The organism is Acidovorax sp. FW305-C-20-28 (assembly GCF_058783375.1).
The window spans coordinates 13,800-28,718 of sequence record NZ_JBYSYM010000016.1 but is presented as its reverse complement, the minus strand read 5'-3'; the positions used below and the strand labels follow the sequence as shown (position 1 = coordinate 28,718).

The 14,919-nt window shown below is 67.1% G+C and carries 14 protein-coding genes; 5 read left to right on the top strand and 9 right to left on the bottom strand.

Features of this window, described 5'->3' with window-relative positions; all coding sequences use genetic code 11:
- Nucleotides 1-5 precede the first annotated feature (5 nt).
- Complete coding sequence (locus tag AC3WOH_RS18645; protein WP_492230807.1) at nt 6-956, top strand: NHL repeat-containing protein; 951 nt, start codon at nt 6-8, stop codon at nt 954-956.
- A 119-nt stretch (nt 957-1,075) separates the two neighbouring features.
- Here the strand turns inward: AC3WOH_RS18645 and AC3WOH_RS18640 are convergent, their stop codons facing one another.
- From AC3WOH_RS18640 to AC3WOH_RS18630, 3 genes are all read right to left on the bottom strand, one after another.
- Nucleotides 1,076-2,434 carry an NAD(P)/FAD-dependent oxidoreductase gene (locus AC3WOH_RS18640; protein ID WP_492230806.1) on the bottom strand — a complete coding sequence of 453 codons (1,359 nt, stop codon included), beginning with the start codon at nt 2,432-2,434 and terminating at the stop codon, nt 1,076-1,078.
- An 89-nt stretch (nt 2,435-2,523) separates the two neighbouring features.
- Nucleotides 2,524-3,969, bottom strand: coding sequence for a DUF1501 domain-containing protein (locus tag AC3WOH_RS18635; RefSeq protein ID WP_492230805.1), 1,446 nt, complete (start codon nt 3,967-3,969; stop codon nt 2,524-2,526).
- A 17-nt stretch (nt 3,970-3,986) separates the two neighbouring features.
- Nucleotides 3,987-6,152, bottom strand: coding sequence for a DUF1800 domain-containing protein (locus AC3WOH_RS18630; RefSeq protein ID WP_492230804.1), 2,166 nt, complete (start codon nt 6,150-6,152; stop codon nt 3,987-3,989).
- Between the two features lie 352 nt (nt 6,153-6,504).
- Here AC3WOH_RS18630 and AC3WOH_RS18625 point away from each other — a divergent pair, with 352 nt between their 5' ends.
- From AC3WOH_RS18625 to AC3WOH_RS18615, 3 genes are all read left to right on the top strand, one after another.
- Nucleotides 6,505-6,723 carry a CsbD family protein gene (locus AC3WOH_RS18625; protein ID WP_492230803.1) on the top strand — a complete coding sequence of 73 codons (219 nt, stop codon included), beginning with the start codon at nt 6,505-6,507 and terminating at the stop codon, nt 6,721-6,723.
- A 120-nt stretch (nt 6,724-6,843) separates the two neighbouring features.
- Nucleotides 6,844-7,425: a hypothetical protein gene (locus AC3WOH_RS18620; RefSeq protein ID WP_492230802.1), complete on the top strand. Its 582-nt coding sequence runs from the start codon at nt 6,844-6,846 to the stop codon at nt 7,423-7,425.
- A gap of 141 nt (nt 7,426-7,566) precedes the next feature.
- Entirely contained in the window at nt 7,567-8,058 is a 492-nt protein-coding gene (locus AC3WOH_RS18615; RefSeq protein ID WP_492230801.1) for a hemerythrin domain-containing protein, read from the top strand.
- 13 nt (nt 8,059-8,071) lie between these two features.
- Here AC3WOH_RS18615 and AC3WOH_RS18610 read toward each other — a convergent pair whose 3' ends face one another.
- Together AC3WOH_RS18610 and creD are read right to left on the bottom strand one after the other, a co-directional pair.
- A complete protein-coding gene (locus AC3WOH_RS18610; protein ID WP_492230800.1) occupies nt 8,072-8,389 on the bottom strand; it encodes a hypothetical protein in 318 nt (105 codons plus the stop codon).
- Nucleotides 8,386-9,858: a cell envelope integrity protein CreD gene (creD, locus tag AC3WOH_RS18605; RefSeq protein ID WP_492230799.1), complete on the bottom strand. Its 1,473-nt coding sequence runs from the start codon at nt 9,856-9,858 to the stop codon at nt 8,386-8,388. Before creD ends, AC3WOH_RS18610 begins: the two co-directional genes overlap by 4 nt.
- Nucleotides 9,859-10,013: 155 nt before the next feature.
- Here creD and AC3WOH_RS18600 point away from each other — a divergent pair, with 155 nt between their 5' ends.
- The gene (locus AC3WOH_RS18600; RefSeq protein WP_492230798.1) at nt 10,014-10,538 is read left to right on the top strand and encodes a hypothetical protein; all 525 of its coding nucleotides are present in this window, start codon (nt 10,014-10,016) and stop codon (nt 10,536-10,538) included.
- Here AC3WOH_RS18600 and creC read toward each other — a convergent pair.
- The 4 genes from creC to AC3WOH_RS18580 all read right to left on the bottom strand — a co-directional run bounded on the left by creC (nt 10,535) and on the right by AC3WOH_RS18580 (nt 14,918).
- Nucleotides 10,535-12,004 carry a two-component system sensor histidine kinase CreC gene (gene creC, locus AC3WOH_RS18595; protein WP_492230797.1) on the bottom strand — a complete coding sequence of 490 codons (1,470 nt, stop codon included), beginning with the start codon at nt 12,002-12,004 and terminating at the stop codon, nt 10,535-10,537. The genes AC3WOH_RS18600 and creC overlap by 4 nt on opposite strands.
- A 79-nt stretch (nt 12,005-12,083) precedes the next feature.
- Nucleotides 12,084-13,520 carry a hypothetical protein gene (locus tag AC3WOH_RS18590; protein ID WP_492230796.1) on the bottom strand — a complete coding sequence of 479 codons (1,437 nt, stop codon included), beginning with the start codon at nt 13,518-13,520 and terminating at the stop codon, nt 12,084-12,086.
- Nucleotides 13,521-13,569: 49 nt separating this feature from the next.
- Entirely contained in the window at nt 13,570-14,262 is a 693-nt protein-coding gene (creB, locus tag AC3WOH_RS18585) for a two-component system response regulator CreB (protein ID WP_492230795.1), read from the bottom strand.
- Nucleotides 14,263-14,282: 20 nt separating this feature from the next.
- The gene (locus AC3WOH_RS18580; protein ID WP_184854825.1) at nt 14,283-14,918 is read right to left on the bottom strand and encodes a MarC family protein; all 636 of its coding nucleotides are present in this window, start codon (nt 14,916-14,918) and stop codon (nt 14,283-14,285) included.
- Between the last annotated feature and the right edge of the window lies 1 nt (nt 14,919).

Sequence of the window (14,919 nt, the reverse complement as noted above, 5' to 3'; positions counted from 1 at the left end):
CCCGTATGTTCTTCAAGCCATCGCTGCTGCGCTCTGCCTGCGCTGCCACCATCGCCCTTGTCGCCACCGCCGCTGCCACCACCGCCGCCTGGGCCGGTGACAAGCTCTATGTGCAGGACAGCGGCAAGATCATGCTCGTCGACGTGGACGCCAAGTCCCTGACCCTGGTATCGCGCCCCTCGGTGGATGGCTCCATCACCGACATTGCCACCAATGCGGCAGGCACGCTGTATGTCATGACCTTCACCTCGCTGTACCGCCTGGATGCGGCGGGCGCGGCCACGCTGATCGGCAGGCACGGCATCAACGGTGCCAACGCGCTGACCTTCGATGGCAGCGGCCGGCTGTTCGGTGCCTCCAGCACCAACAAGAACCTCTACCAGATCAACCCCGACAACGCGCAGTCCACCATCGTCGGCACCCTGCCATCGCAATCGGCAGGCGACCTGGCCTACCTCAACGGCCGCCTGTTCTTTGCCGGCGAGAACGACTCGCTGGGCATCGTCAACCTGCGCAACAACCAGCAGTCGGCCAACGTCGGCAACTTCGGCCTGGCGACCTCGGTCTACGGCCTGGCCGAGGGCGACAGCAACACCCTGTACGGTGCCGCATTCACCAAGCTGTTCAAGGTCGATCCCTCCACCGGCTCCATCAGCTACGTGATGGACTTCACCGGCCTGGGCCAGGCCGGTGGGCTGGCACCCTTCAAGGCGGTGGTCACGCGCGCCGAAGACCGGCTGTTCAACTACGCCGAAGACTCTTTCCCCACCCTGTTCAAGCCGTCGTTCGCGCCTTCGCTGACCGCAGGCAACCAGTACTACCGCTTCTACCGCGACACGGGCACTATCCTGTCCATCAGCAATGGCCAGTTGAGCTACTCCCAGGTGGGTTCGGCACCGGGCGTGCTGGGGCCGGTGGATAGCTTCCTGCCGTTGGCGATTGGGGCTGGGTATTGACTCCCCCCTGAGTCGCTTCGCGCCTTCCCCCCTGAGGGGGGACGCCCCCAGTGCGGCGGGGCGGCCCTTGCACGGGGGCGCTGGTCTGGGCCGCGCGCTTGCGAGCGCTGCGACCTTTTCTATTCCCGAAGCTGCTTCTTCACGCCCTCGATGCCGGTCACCACACGTGCGTAGCGCGCAAAGCTCCAGTAGGCCCAGCCCCAGTCCATGAGCACGACCAGGCGGTTGCGGAAGCCGATGAGGAAGTAGACGTGGGCGAAGAGCCAGAACAGCCAGGCGAAGTAGCCTGAGAAGCGCACGGGGCCCATGGGCGAGGCGAGGTCCACCACGGCGGCGTTGCGGCCTATGGTGGCGAGGTTGCCGTAGTCGCGGTAGCGGAAGGGCTGGGCGGGTTGGCCGGCCAGGCGGCGCAGCACGTTGGCGGCTGCGGCGCGGCCCATCTGCTTGGCGCCGGGGGAAACACCGGGCACGGGCGTGGGCTCCTGGCCAGGCACATGGCTTTTGGCTGCGGCCAGGTCGCCCACCACGCTGATCTCGGGGTGGCCGGGAATGCTGAGGTCCGGCTCCACCACCACCCGGCCGGCACGGTCCGTGGTGCTGCCCGTGGCGTCGGCCAGCAGCCGCCCCAGCGGCGATGCCGCCACGCCCGCGCCCCACACGATGCACTGGCTGGGAATGGTGTAGCTGGTGGCGGCAGGGTCTCCGCCCGGTGCGGGGCCGGCCACCGTGAGGCCGGTGGCGTCGATGGCGGTGACCCGCGCATTCACGCGCACCTCCACCCCCAACTTTTCCAATTGCTCCTTGGCGCGCTGGCTCAAAGCCTCGGGCATGGCCTGCAGCACGCGCATGCCGCCTTCGAGCAGGATGATCTTTGCGCTGGCCGGGTCGATGTGGCGGAACTCGCCGGGCAGCGTGTGGCGCGCGATCTCGGCCAGGGTGCCTGCCATCTCGACCCCCGTCGGCCCGCCGCCTACCACCACGAAATTGAGCCAGGCGGCGCGCCGGGCGGGGTCGTTCTCGCGCTCGGCGGCCTCGAAGGCCAGCAGGATGCGGCGGCGGATCTCGAACGCGTCGTCCAGCGTCTTCAGGCCGGGGGCGAATGGCGCCCAGTCGTCGCGGCCGAAGTAGCTGTGGGTGGCGCCCGCCGCGACGATCAGGTGGTCGTAGGGCAGGGCATCGCCGCCTTGCAGCAGCACCTGGCGCGTGGCCACGTCGATGCGCTCTACCTCGCCGAGCAAGGTGGTCACATTGGGTTGCTTGCGGAACAGATGGCGCACCGGGGCGGCAATCGCCGGGGCGGAGAGGCCGGCCGTGGCCACCTGGTAGAGCAGGGGCTGGAACAGGTGGTGGTTGGTCTTGTCGACCACCGTGACATCGATGGCGCTGCCGCGCAGTGCGCGGGCCGCCTCCAGCCCGCCGAATCCGCAACCGATGATGACGACACGGGGGCGGATGGGTGTGTTGGGAATGCTGCTCATGGCCGCATTATGGGCAGTCTGCTGGGGCGCACAGAAAGACACGCCGCGCAGGCCTTGCGGCGTGCGCGGCGGTGCAACCGCGTGGCAGGTCAGGGGGCCATGAAGCCCAGGTCCACGGGGTACTCGGCACCGCCGAAGTGGCTCAGGTTGGGCAGCACACCGGCCAGCTCGGTGCTGCTCACGCCGAACCATTTGGCCAAGGTGGCTGCGTACTGGTCCACCGAGGTGCTGGGCAGCAGGCGGCCCTGGCCCACGTGCCACTGGTCTTCGGCGGCAGCGGTGTTGGTGTTGCTGACCGGTGGGGCCGAGCCGTAGAAGGCCTTGCCCTTGACGGCGCCGCCCACCATCAGGTGGTGGCTGCCCCAGCCGTGGTCCGAGCCATCGCCGTTGGAGTTGAGCGTGCGGCCGAAGTCGGAGGCGGTGAAGGCCGTCACCTTGTCGGCGATGCCCAGCTCCACGGTGGCGTTGTAGAACGCGGTCATGGCCTCGCTCAGGCGCTGCATCAGCACGGGTTGCTGTGCGATCAGGTTGTCGTGCAGATCGAAGCCGCCCAGCGAGACCATGAACACCTGGCGCTTGGTACCCAGGGTGCCCCGCGCGCCGATCAGGCGCGCCACCATCTTGAGCTGGTCGGCCAGCGAGTTGTTGGTTGGGAAGGCCGTGGCCAGGTTCACGCCAGCGATGCCGGTGGTGATCAGCGATTCGGAGGTCACAGCGCGCGTGGTGACCTTGTTGTACTCGTTCTCCAGGGTCTGGCCGCTGGTCTGCTGAATCAGGCTGGTCAAGGCCGTGCGAACGGCGGTGGAGCCGTAGACGCTGCTTTTGACGCCATTGATCGGGATCGCGCCGCCCGTGCTGACCTGGTACTGCAGCGCCGAGTCGCCCGAGAGGAAGACCGCATTGCCTGTCACCGAAATGCAGGTGAACAGCGAATTGGCGTTGGACGACAGGGCCAGGTCGCCGATGTTGCCGCCCCAGCCGATGGTCGAGCCTTCGGGCGAAGACGACTGCCATACCGACTGCTGGTCGTTGTGCGAGAACAGCTTGGGCGGCAGCGGGTACAGGCTGCGGTTGGAGCCGTTGTACTGGGCCTTGGTCAGCGGCACCACGAGGGGGCCGACATTGAGCTGCACGGCGGCCTTGCCGTTGTTGAACAGGCCGGTAAGGCCCGGCATGGACGGATGCAGCGCGTACTGCCGGCCACCGGGCAATGCGGCCGTAGGCGTGAGCACCGTACCGGCCAGGCTGGCCTTGGGAATGGCGATGCCGCCGCCGGCCAGGCCGCTGCCGCCGCGGATGGCGCTGTACTTGAGGTAGCTCGGGTCGTCGTAGGTGACCACGGTGTTGGCATAGTCGTTGCCACCGTAGAGGAACACGCAGACCAGGGCCTTGTAGTCGGTGGCCGTGAAGGCCGCGGCCTCGCCCATGGCGGCCAGGTTCAGCGCGAAGGGCAGGGCGGTGCCGGCCAGGCCCAGTTGTCCGCTGCGGCGCAGGAAGGCGCGGCGGGTGTGGAGTTCGGGTTGGAGCAGGTGCATGGCTGCGCGTCCTTGTCTTATTTCTGGATCAGGTACTCGGCAGATGCCATGGTGAGGAAGATGGCCGATGCAATGCGGTTGAGCTTGACGGCCTCGGTACTGGCTGCGGTGACGGGCGTGGCCTTGAGGGCATCGGAGATCAGCTTCACGGTGGCCGCCGACATCTGGCCCGCACACATCAGCAGGTTGATGCGCGCGACCAGGGCATCGGCGTCGGTGACGATGGCCATCTCGCTGGCGTAGGTCGACTTGATGTCGTAGCCGTTGGTGCCGTTGCTGCTGTTGAAGGGGACGTCGGGCGCATTCACATAGATGCCGTTGCGGATCACGCCCTGGATGTAGTTCAGGTAGCCGCCCACGCTGCTTTCGTTGACCAGCTGGAATTCGGGCGCCACGGCGCCGCTCTGGGCCAGGGCGGTGGAGGGCGGCACGTAGCCTGGCCGGAAGAAGTTGAACACCGAGGGCGAGCGCAAGGGGCTCTGGCCCAGGCGCGAGGCCGCCGAACTGGTATCGCCGATCTTCCAGCTGCCGAAGGCGGAGTTGACATTGAAGGTGCGCGCCCACTGCACCAGGCGCAGCATGGGCTCGCGCAACTTGCCGAAGCCGGGGGCCGCCAGCCCGGCCGAGGAGCGTGCCTCGTCGTCGAGCAGGATGGCGCGCACCACTGCCTTCATGTCGCCGCGCACGCTGGCTCCGTTGTTGTTGAACACCGTGGCCACGCGTGCCACATAGTCCGGCGAGGGGTTGCTGGTGACCAGGCGCTGGATCAGCTGCTTGCAGATGAAGGGCGCCACGTTGCCATGGTAGAACAGCGTGTCCATGGCCGTCGCCAGGGCCGCGGCACCGGGCGTGTTGGCCGCGATGTTGGTCCCCAGGAAGCTCACCGCCAGGGTGGAGTGCAGCGAGGCGTTGAGCGACATGGGCAGCCGCGTGAACGCCGTGTTGGGCACCGTGCGTGTGGTGCCGGGCACGGTGCCCTGCTGGTTCAGTGACTGGTTGTAGTCGTAGCCTGTGAACACCCGCGCCAGGTTGGTCACGTCGGACTGGCTGTAGCTTTCGATGGGTTGGCCCGCGCCATCGCGGCGCACCGTGCCATCGATGTTGAGCATGACCAGCCCAATGGACATCAGCTGCATGACCTCGCGCGCATAGTTCTCGTCGGGCTGGCGGCCCGTGGCGGCGTTTTCCTTCTGGTTGCCACGCGTGTTGAGGTAGTAGCCCATGGCCGGGTTCAGCGACACGTCCTGGAGCAGGTTGCGGAAGTTGCCGAAGGCGTGGGTGACCAGCGTGTCCCAGTAGTGCGCGATGCCATGGCTGCGCCAGTTGAAATCCAGGCCCGAGAGCGAGACCACGAAGATCTCCGACAGCGCCAGTGCCACCCGCTTGCGCAGGCTGTCGGGCGAGGTCATGAGCTGCGACCAGATCATGCAGTCGCCGGGGTAGGTGTTGTCGTAGTAGGCCGTGGAGTTGTCCACCGTGGCGTAGCCGCGCTGGTTGAGCCATTCCCAGCCGGCGATGCCGATGGGGGCGTTGAACTGCGAGTTCAGCCAGGCTTCGAAGCCGATGGAACGCACCGTGGCGATGTCCTGCGTGGTGGCGGCAAAGCCTGCCTGCAACAGGAAGCGCGCGGCCTCCGGGTCGTTGAGCGGCCGGCCACTGGAGAAGACCGCGTCGCCAAAGCTGGCCAGCGCGCCGACGTTGACCACGGCGTTGTTGGTGGGCGGGCCCAGCACCACGACATTGCCTTGGTACACCCCCAGGTAGTTGCGCGTGCCGCCGTAGTAGCGGTACACGAGTGCGCCGCTGGTGATGGTGTTCTGGTGCGAGTCGAAGTACTGCGGAAACACCATCTCCGCCCAGTCCATCAGCTCATCGGGCGTGGGGGTGCGGCTGGCCGCCTGGTCCGAGCGGAAGGAGCCCGAGCCGCCCATGTCGCCCAGCAGTGGCACGTGGGGGGCGTTGTCGGCCTGGCGCAAAGCCGGGGGCGCTTCGGCCTCGGCATCGCCGCCACCGCAGGCCGCGAGGGCCGCACTGGCGGCCGCGGCGGCCGAGAGCTTGAGCCAGGGAGAACCCACGGAACCCGACGCGGCGGGCGCTGCATCGGTCGGCGGCACAGAGGAGGGCGCGCGTGCGGGCAAGGCAGTTGCCAGCGCCGCATCGGAAGCTTCGTGGGCGTGTGTCATAGCGACTTTTGTGAAGATTTGTTGAGAAGTGTAGGCAAGCTCCTACAAAACCAGCATTCCCTACATGCTAGTAAGCGTTACCAAAAGAAACGCGCATCCGCCGCCACAGAGGGCGGGCGGCGTTTTGGGCGATGCATTGCCGCAACACCCGCTTTTTCGGCGACTGGAACCGCTCCGAACGCCGTAGCGGGGGCTTGTCCGGCAGACCCGTAGGCATGCGCCGACGCGGGTTCCACGGTGCGGACTACGCGCTGCGAACGGCCCCGTTCTTACAGTCTTTCCATCGCATCACGCAAGTGTTCCACGCACTCCGAGTGGATGGCTGAAGCGACATTTTTCGAGGATGCACACCATGAACGAAGACACCATCAAGGGCAACTGGAAGCAGTTCAAAGGCAAGATCACCGAACAGTGGGGCAAGCTCACCAACGACGACCTGGACGTCATCGACGGCAAGCGCGAACAGTTCCTGGGCAAGCTGCAGGAGCGCCAGGGCCTGGCCCGCGACGCGGCCGAAAAGCAGCTCACGGACTGGCAAAGCCGCAACCCCGACTTCCGCTTCAACGACTGACAGAGGCTGCGGGTACCTGCTGCCAACCCTCCAGGGGCCTGCCCTGCAGAGGGCGGGCACCCGGAGCCAGCGCCTCACCCCATCACACCAACATCCCCCTGAGACCCTGAGGAGAAAACCATGCAAATCGCCCGTACCCTGATCGCCTCCGTCGTCGCCGGCCTGATGGCCACTTCGGCCATGGCCATGACCGACGCCGAACACAAGGCCGCCAAGGAAAAGATCTCGGCCGACTACAAGGCCGCCAAGACCACCTGCGATGCCCTGAAGGCCAACGCCAAGGACATCTGCATGAAGGAAGCCAAGGGCGCTGAAGACGTCGCCAAGGCCGAACTCGAAGCCCAGTACAAGCCCTCCGACAAGGCCACGAACAAGGCCCGCATGGCCCGTGCCGACGCCGACTACGCCATCGCCAAGGAAAAGTGCGATGACCTGACCGGCAATGCCAAGGACGTCTGCGTGAAGGACGCCAAGGCCGCCCACACCACGGCCAAGGAAAACGCCAAGGTGGCCAAGGCTGCGGCCAAGCCTGCCGACAGCGCTGCCGAAAAGGGCGCCCAGGTGGCCGAAGCCCGCAAGGACGCTTCTGCCGAGAAGAACGAGGCCAACTACAAGGCCGCCAAGGAGCGCTGCGACGCCATGAGCGGTGACGCCAAGTCCAAGTGCGTGGACGACGCCAAGCGCATGTACGGCCAGAGCTGATCCCGGGCTTGCGCCCACCGCTGCCAAGCCCCGCCCCGTGCGGGGCTTCGTCATTGGGGAGAACAGGGTCTGACCTGCGTCAAGACGGATTGGTGCCGGCGCCCCTAAGCTGGCCGTCCAACGTTACGCAGGGAGCACGCAATGGCAGCACTGGAATGGTCCGAGGCACTGGTACTGGATCTGCCGCAACTGGACGAAACCCATGAGGAGTTCGTGGCGCTGCTGGCCGGGGTGGAGCGCGCAGAAGATGCGCAGCTGCTCGCCCGGTGGCAGGAGCTGATCGCCCACACCGAACAGCATTTCGGCATGGAAGACCGGTGGATGGTGGCCACGCGCTTCGCCTCGGGCAACTGCCACAGCATGCAGCACAAGGTGGTGCTGCAGGTCATGCGCGAAGGCGCGGCGCGCGCTGCCCACGGAGACCTGCAGGTGCTGCGCATGATGGCGGGCGAACTGGCGCTGTGGTTCCCCCAGCATGCCCAGACCATGGATGCCGCGTTGGCCCTGCACCTGCGGCGCGTGGGTTTCGACGCGGCCACGGGTGCCGTGCACCTGCCCGAAGCGCTGCCCGATGGGCTGGTGCAGGGCTGTGGTGGCGCAGGCTGCTCCACGCCCCAGGCCGTGCCCGCCTGAGAGTCCACTCTGCTCAGTGGTGCAGGGCTGCGGTGGGGCGGCGCGGCAGCAGCAGGATGGCCATGTGCCACGACAGGTCGCGCAGGGCCGCGCGCAGCGCGGTCGATGCCGGAGGGCCTGCATCGGCGGGCGGGCCGTAGGCTGCGCGCAGCACCGCCTGCTTGGCCGTGTGCAGCGCGGCCCGGTCATGGGCCGTGAGGGCGGCCAGCAACTGGTCGCGGTAGCGCTGCACGCGCTGGGTCTCGGCCTCCGACAAGGCCGGCACGGGGTGGCTGGCGGGGGCAGCGAGGTGCCGGGCCCAGGCCACGGTGGGGGAGGCTGCGTGCGTCATGCCGGGCTTCCGGGCTGCTGGGGGCTGACCAGGCCGGAGGCGGCCGGCGGAACCGAGGGCGGTTCGCGGCGCGGAGCCGGCGGGCGGGGCCCGCCCGCCGAGGCATTGAGCCCGTACCAGTTCACCTTGCGGGTCGCCACCATCACGGCCGCCAGCACGAGGAACAGCGCGATCGAGCCCACCACCAGCGCGGTCTGCTCCAGCTGCAGCAGCACGTAGAGCAGGCCGTAGAGCAGCGCAATGCCGGCCCCCAGCGGAATGCCGCGCGCCAGGCTGCCCAGCATGTGGCTGGCATAGTAGGCCAGCAGCAGCACGCAGGCCGTGGCCGCGATGCCGTAGGCCAAGCCGAAGGCCACATGCTCCGACAGGCTCACCAGCAGCAGGAAGAAGCTGCACAGCGCGCTGCCCACCAGCAGGTACTGCACCGGGTGCACGCGCAGCTTCTTCATCAGCTCGAACAGGCCCACGGCCACGAAGGTGAGCGCGATGAACAGCACACCGTACTTGGTGGCGCGGTCAGCCAGCGTATAGGGGTTCACCGGGTCGATGAAGGCCACGCTGAAGCTGTCGGCGCAGTCGCTGGCCGTGCCCCCGCTCGGCACGGCATACTCGTTCGGGGCGTCCTGGCCGCCCACGCAGATGCGCTTGCTGTTGGCAACGTCCTGCTGTGCCGTGGTGGCCAGCGAGGACAGGCGCCATTGCGCGCTGAACCCGTCCTTGGTCACTTCGCGCTCGGAGGGAAGAAACCGCCCCGAAAACGAAGGGTGCGGCCAGCCGCTGGTCATCTGCACTTCGGTGTTGCCGCCCAGCGGCACGATGGACAGGCGTTCCGTGCCCACGAGCTCCAGGTCCAGCGTGGCCGTCAGGCCCTCGGCACGGCCACGCACCGACTCGGGCAGGCCGGCGTGCAGGCCGCGCGTGTAGGTCGGGTGGAAGGTGCCGGGCTTGAGCGGCAGCGCCTGCTCGCCCAGCGTGACCTGCGCCATGCGGATGCCGCGCGCATCGCCCACGGCCACCATCAGGATGGGCGCGCCGCAGTGCATGCGCGAGCCCTTCACGGTGCTTTGCGGCTGCAGGCTGTTGAGGGCGCCCCATTGCGCGGTGACATGCGACTTGAGGTTGTAGGTGTTGACCTTGTGCAGGCCGCGGGCACGCTCTTCCATCGCAGCGCCGGTACGCAGCTTGAGCTGCTCGGGCATGGCCGTGAGCAGGAACTCGCGGCGTTGCTCCACGGTGCGGCGCTCTTCGCCCTTGCCGGTCTCCACGTCCCAGCTCTCCACGCAGGCGCTGTGGATCATGGGCCCCATCAGCGTCTGCGGCCCGGCCAGGCTGTCGGCCACGCTCTGCGCCGTCATGCTGCGGTAGCGCTGCCGGTCGCGCACCACGTCCTCGATCAGGCCGAGCCCGACCATGAGCAACAGCACGATGGCCGCCAGCCCCACGAGTTTGATGAACAAGGGGTGTTTCAAAGAGTCCTCCACGGTGTGATGAATGTGGAGGCAGTGTTGGCGGCGGGTGTGAGGGCGGAATGAAGTTTGTGAGGGCAGTGTGAAGTGGGGCGATGGCAGAATGGGTCGTCTTCAGCCATTGCAGGTGGGCCATCATGCGAAGAGCTTCCCGATTCATGCCCAAGGCCCAGCGTCCTGCCATGACTTGGCGTGGGCGCATCTTCTGGGCCGTGACTGTATTGGCATTGCTGTGTTCACTGCTGTTCGCCTTGTGGACCCATCCCGTCACCGTGTGTTCGATAGCCATTGCGCTTTGGGCCTTTGTTGCCATCGAGGGGCGTAAGCAGGACAAGCGCCTGGAGCAATGGGTGCAGGCGCGTGCGGGAGAGTCCATCTGCCATTTCGCCCGCGCCATCGACTGTCGCCAGGTTGATACCTGGATCGTTCGATCAGTTTATGAGGAGCTTCAGCACTACTACTCCGCAAAGTGGGAGCTGCCGTTGCGAGCTACAGATCACCTGGAGGACGACCTGCACTTGGACTGCGAGGACTTGGAAGACGTATTGGTGGGGATGGCCCTGCGCGCCGGCCGCAACCTCTCATGCACTCAGGTCAATCCCTTCTACGGCAAGGTCACCACGGTGGGCGACCTCGTCCACTTCCTGAACGCCCAGCCTCGCATTCAGTCGGCTGCGGATTAGGCGCCCCGAAACTCCAGCTCTACCCGCAGCCCCGGCGCTGTGTTGCGCACCGCCATCTGCCCGCCGTGCAGCGCCATCACGCGCCGCACGATGGCCAGGCCCAGGCCCGAGCCGCTGCGCTCGCCGCCGGGCCGTGCCGTGGTGAAGAAACGCTCGCCCAGCCGCGGCAGGGCGTAGTCGGGCACGCCGGGGCCGCTGTCCTGCACGGCCAGGCGGGTGCCTGCCAGCTCCACGCGCACAGTGCTGCCACCGGGGGCGAAGTCGATGGCGTTGTCCAGCAGGTTGGTCAACGCCAGGGTCACGAGTTCAGGCTCCCACGGCCCGCTGGCGCCACTGCCGGTGACCGCCAGGGTGATGCCGCGCTGACCCGCGCGCGCCCGGCTCTGGGCCACGGCCGCGTCTGCGCAGTCCTGCAGCGCCACGGGCGCCCGGGCGTCGGCATGGTGGCGCTGCTCCAGCTTGCTCAGTTCCAGCAGGCGGTCGATGATGCGCTGCAGGCGCTCGCTTTGCTGCACCACCTGGGTGGCGAACTCGGCGCGGTCGGCGGCGGGCAACTCGTCCTGCAGCAACTCGCCCGCGCCGCGGATGGCGGCCACGGGGCTCTTGAGCTCGTGCGTGAGGGCGCGCACATAGCCCTCGATGTAGTCGCGCCCCTCCAGCCGCGCGCGCATGCGGTCCATGGCGCGCGCCAGGTCACCGAGTTCGCCGGGCACTTCGGGCACGGCCAGGGCCGTTGCTGGCGGGCTGTCACGGTCGCCGGCCGCCGGACCTTGCACGCTGAGTGCGTAGTCGCGCAGGCGGCGCACGTTCCACACCATCCACAGCGTCACGGCCACGCCCACGGCGGCCGACAGGGCCAGCAGCAGCACGCCGCTGGCCAGCACCTTGTTCTCGGCCCGGTCGATGAAGCGCTGCACCGTGCGCGTGGGCTTGGCCACGGTGAGCACGCCGACGATCTGGCGCTCGGCGGTGGCGCTTCCACCAGGCGCATAGATGGGCGCGGCCACGTGCATCACGCCGCTGGCATCGTCGTCCGGGATGTCGCGGGTGGAGCGTGCGCCGTACTCGCCGCGCAGGGTGCGCGCCACGTCGCGCCACTGCGAGTAGTCGGCGCCCACGGCGCGGTTCTCCGAGTCGAACAGCACCCGGCCCCTGGCGTCCGTCACGTAGATGCGGTAGTCCAGCGACTGCTTGGAAAAGCCCCAGATCGCCGCATCGATGGGCCGCGTGGCGTAGATGCGCACATGCCGGGCAAAGGCACTCTCCGCGGCACCGCTCTCCAGCCGCCCGGCCACCAGGTCGTCGCTGGCCAGCTCGGCCAGGATGTTGGCCGTGTCCACCATCATGTCTTCCATCACCTCGCGCACGCTGGGCTTGATCTCGGCCGTGAACACGCGCAGCACGAAGAACGCGGCGATGCCGTTGATCAGGAAGAAGGCGAACAGCAGGCGGATGCCCAGGCGCATGGATTGGTGGCCTCAGTGAAGAACAGTGGTTGCCAGCGCTTGCAGGCCATCCGGCAGTGGGACCTGTCGGACCAGGCCATCAATCACGCAGGCGGATACGGTAGATCGGGGACTTGTCGGGATTCTGGTTCTGATGCTCGCGGCCTGCAAAGATCAGACTGCTGGAGGCAGCATCCCATTGCATGGGTTGCAAGGTGTAGGGGTGGCGCAGTTCTGGCGGCGACTGTGCCAGCCAGGCCGGCATGTCTGGCTTGGCGATCCGCTGCATGGCCGCATGGTGCTGCAGGAGAACGAGACGGCGATAGCCATCCATATCAGCAACCCGTTGCACATACCTTTGGTAGCTGGATGTTCCCAGGGAGGCTAGGCAATGGCCTGCGATATTGCGCAACCTTTTCCAGGGCGCACAGGCACCGGTTTCGTCCCGTTGCTGCCTGGTTTCGGAAAATGCCGCCTCGATCCGGTGCGCGGGCAAGCCGCTGATAACCTGAAGCTGCTGCAGGTTTTCGATGGACTCGTTAAGCGTTTCGTTGGGCAGATACACCAGGCCTCGGCCGTGGTCCAGCAGGTGTTGCCACCATGCGGTTCCTTCATCGAGCGTGGCGTAAAGACTGGCGTCCTTCAGTGTGGAGAGCGTGCTGGCCGTGAATTGCTTTTCACCTTCCAGTGCTTTCAGCAGCGGCTCTGGTGGTGTAGAGAGTTGCTCTGCGATGTCTTTGGACGCCTCTGCAAGGGCCGCCTGTTTTGCGTCTGTGCTTGCGTCGCTGAGCCAGCGCAGTTCACGATGCTGCATGGCGAGTGCGATCATGGATGCAATCAGGCTGTCAGAGCCGCTGGCCAAACGGGTGCGCAGTTGGGCTGCCTGGCGGGTGATGTCCATGGCCTTCTGTGCTTGTCCTTGCTCCCATTGCAGTGATGCCTGAGCGAGTGAGAGTTCATGGGCCCGCACCAGGAGGGAAAAGGGTGGGAATTCGGCGAGCAAGTAGAACGGCGCCGGATTCTTGAACTGCGGTGAGTTGGCCGCAGCAGCCAAGCGTTGTAGCAGCACTTGATTCGCGTGTCCCAATGCCTGGATTTCCGCCCCATGGCTACGGTACCAGCGAAAGCAATCCGCTTCGCTTGCGGGACAGCGCAGCCGCGCTGGAAACACCCTGTCGTCATTGTGCCCGAAAGGAATGGACAGCGGCATGCCTTCCGTGGTGTTCCCGTGTGCATCGACCCATTGCCTGCGCTCGATTTCTCGTGCCAAGCGCTGGCGGCCCATAGCAACGGCGGCGGCAGTTGCGTCGCCTTGGACAGGTGCAGGCGCATCCAGCCCCATGAGGATGAGATAGCCATTGCCATCCAGCGCCTGCTCGGTGGGCGGGGCGTAGATCAAGGCCTGCTGGGCAACTTCGCTCAAGGGTGCATCCCGCCAGTTGGCTGCCGTCAGTGCTGCAAGGACGAGGACTGCCACTGTCCCCAGGCCCAACGCCAGCCAACCCAGGGCTTTGAAGCCATGTCGGAGGTATTTCATGTCAAAGAGGCGGCTGCATGGGCTGCGTAGAGGGCGCTGAGTCCGAGGATCAAAAATCGATGGAGTAGCCCATGCCGCGGTGCGTGCTGATGTATTCCCTCGCTGCATCGACCGCGCGCAGCTTGGCGCGCAGCGTCTTGATGTGCGTGTCCACCGTGCGGTCGGTGCTCTCGCTGTCATCGCCCCAGGCGGCATTGAGCAGCGCGTCGCGCGAATGGATGCGGCCTGCGCCGCGCAGCAGACAGGCCAGCAGCCGGTATTCGCGCCGCGTCAGTGCGAGCGGCTGGCCGCGCAGGCTGATGCGCTGGCCGGCTTCGTCGTCGTGGAACAGTGGTGCCGGGCGCGTGGCCGGCGGCGCAACGGCCTGCGTACCGGCGCGGCGCAGCAGGGCCTTCACACGGGCCGACAGCTCGCGCGGGCTGAAGGGCTTGGCCAGGTAGTCGTCGGCGCCCAGTTCCAGGCCCAGCACGCGGTCGATCTCCTCGCCGTGCGCGCTGAGCACCAGCACGGGCAGGGCGGCCGTGACCGGAGTGCCGCGCAGCTCGCGCAGCAGGTCCAGGCCGCTGCCGTCGGGCAAACCCACGTCCAGCACCAGCAGGTCGAAAGGCGCACGGGCGAGTTGCTCGCGCGCGTCCTGCACCAGCACGCTGTGCGCCACCGCCAGCCCCTCGCGCTCCAGCGCATAGGCCACGGTGCGCGCAATCGCCGGGTCGTCTTCCAGCAGCAGCAGGCGGGCCGGCATGGTGGTGCGTGCAGCGAAGCTCAACGCGCCACCAGCACCGGGAACAGTTTGCCCAGGCCGTCGGCCATCACCTCCACGGCCAGCGCGGCCAGGATCAGGCCCATGAGCCGCGTCATCACATTGATGCCGGTCTTGCCCAGCACGCGGGCGATCGGGTCGGCCAGAGAGAAGCACAGGGCAGTGGCCAGCGCGATCACCACGCCGTAGCCCACCAGCGCCACCTGTTGCCAGATGGTCTGGGCGCGGTCGGCATAGATCACCACGGTGGACATGCTGGCCGGCCCGGTCAGCAGCGGGATGGTCAGCGGCACCACGGCGATGCTGGAGCCTGCGGCCGCCTTCTCCACGCCTTCCTCCAGCTCGTTGGTCAGGGGCTTGGCCTCGGCCGGCTGGGCGTTGAGCATGTTCATCGCGCTGATCAAGAGCAGCATGCCGCCGCCCACCTGGAAGCTCTGCAGCGAGATGTTGAAGAACTCCAGGATCTGCAGGCCCAGCAACGCGCAGGCCGCGATCACGCAGAACGAGGCCAGCGCCGCCGTGCGGATGGTGGCGCGCCGCTGCGCCGCCGAGAAGCCCTGCGTATAGTGGATGAAGAAGGGCACGATGGCCAGCGGGTTCACGATGGCCAGCAGCGTGATGAGTGGTTTCAGATCCATA

What these genes read in the sequence shown, in the direction of transcription:
- AC3WOH_RS18645 (WP_492230807.1), top strand. Translation starts at nt 6, where the DNA reads ATGTTCTTCAAGCCATCGCTGCTGCGCTCTGCCTGCGCTGCCACCATC.
- AC3WOH_RS18640 (WP_492230806.1), bottom strand. Translation starts at nt 2,434, where the DNA reads ATGAGCAGCATTCCCAACACACCCATCCGCCCCCGTGTCGTCATCATC.
- AC3WOH_RS18635 (WP_492230805.1), bottom strand. Translation starts at nt 3,969, where the DNA reads ATGCACCTGCTCCAACCCGAACTCCACACCCGCCGCGCCTTCCTGCGC.
- AC3WOH_RS18630 (WP_492230804.1), bottom strand. Translation starts at nt 6,152, where the DNA reads ATGACACACGCCCACGAAGCTTCCGATGCGGCGCTGGCAACTGCCTTG.
- AC3WOH_RS18625 (WP_492230803.1), top strand. Translation starts at nt 6,505, where the DNA reads ATGAACGAAGACACCATCAAGGGCAACTGGAAGCAGTTCAAAGGCAAG.
- AC3WOH_RS18620 (WP_492230802.1), top strand. Translation starts at nt 6,844, where the DNA reads ATGCAAATCGCCCGTACCCTGATCGCCTCCGTCGTCGCCGGCCTGATG.
- AC3WOH_RS18615 (WP_492230801.1), top strand. Translation starts at nt 7,567, where the DNA reads ATGGCAGCACTGGAATGGTCCGAGGCACTGGTACTGGATCTGCCGCAA.
- AC3WOH_RS18610 (WP_492230800.1), bottom strand. Translation starts at nt 8,389, where the DNA reads ATGACGCACGCAGCCTCCCCCACCGTGGCCTGGGCCCGGCACCTCGCT.
- AC3WOH_RS18600 (WP_492230798.1), top strand. Translation starts at nt 10,014, where the DNA reads ATGCCCAAGGCCCAGCGTCCTGCCATGACTTGGCGTGGGCGCATCTTC.
- creC (WP_492230797.1), bottom strand. Translation starts at nt 12,004, where the DNA reads ATGCGCCTGGGCATCCGCCTGCTGTTCGCCTTCTTCCTGATCAACGGC.
- AC3WOH_RS18590 (WP_492230796.1), bottom strand. Translation starts at nt 13,520, where the DNA reads ATGAAATACCTCCGACATGGCTTCAAAGCCCTGGGTTGGCTGGCGTTG.
- creB (WP_492230795.1), bottom strand. Translation starts at nt 14,262, where the DNA reads ATGCCGGCCCGCCTGCTGCTGCTGGAAGACGACCCGGCGATTGCGCGC.
- AC3WOH_RS18580 (WP_184854825.1), bottom strand. Translation starts at nt 14,918, where the DNA reads ATGGATCTGAAACCACTCATCACGCTGCTGGCCATCGTGAACCCGCTG.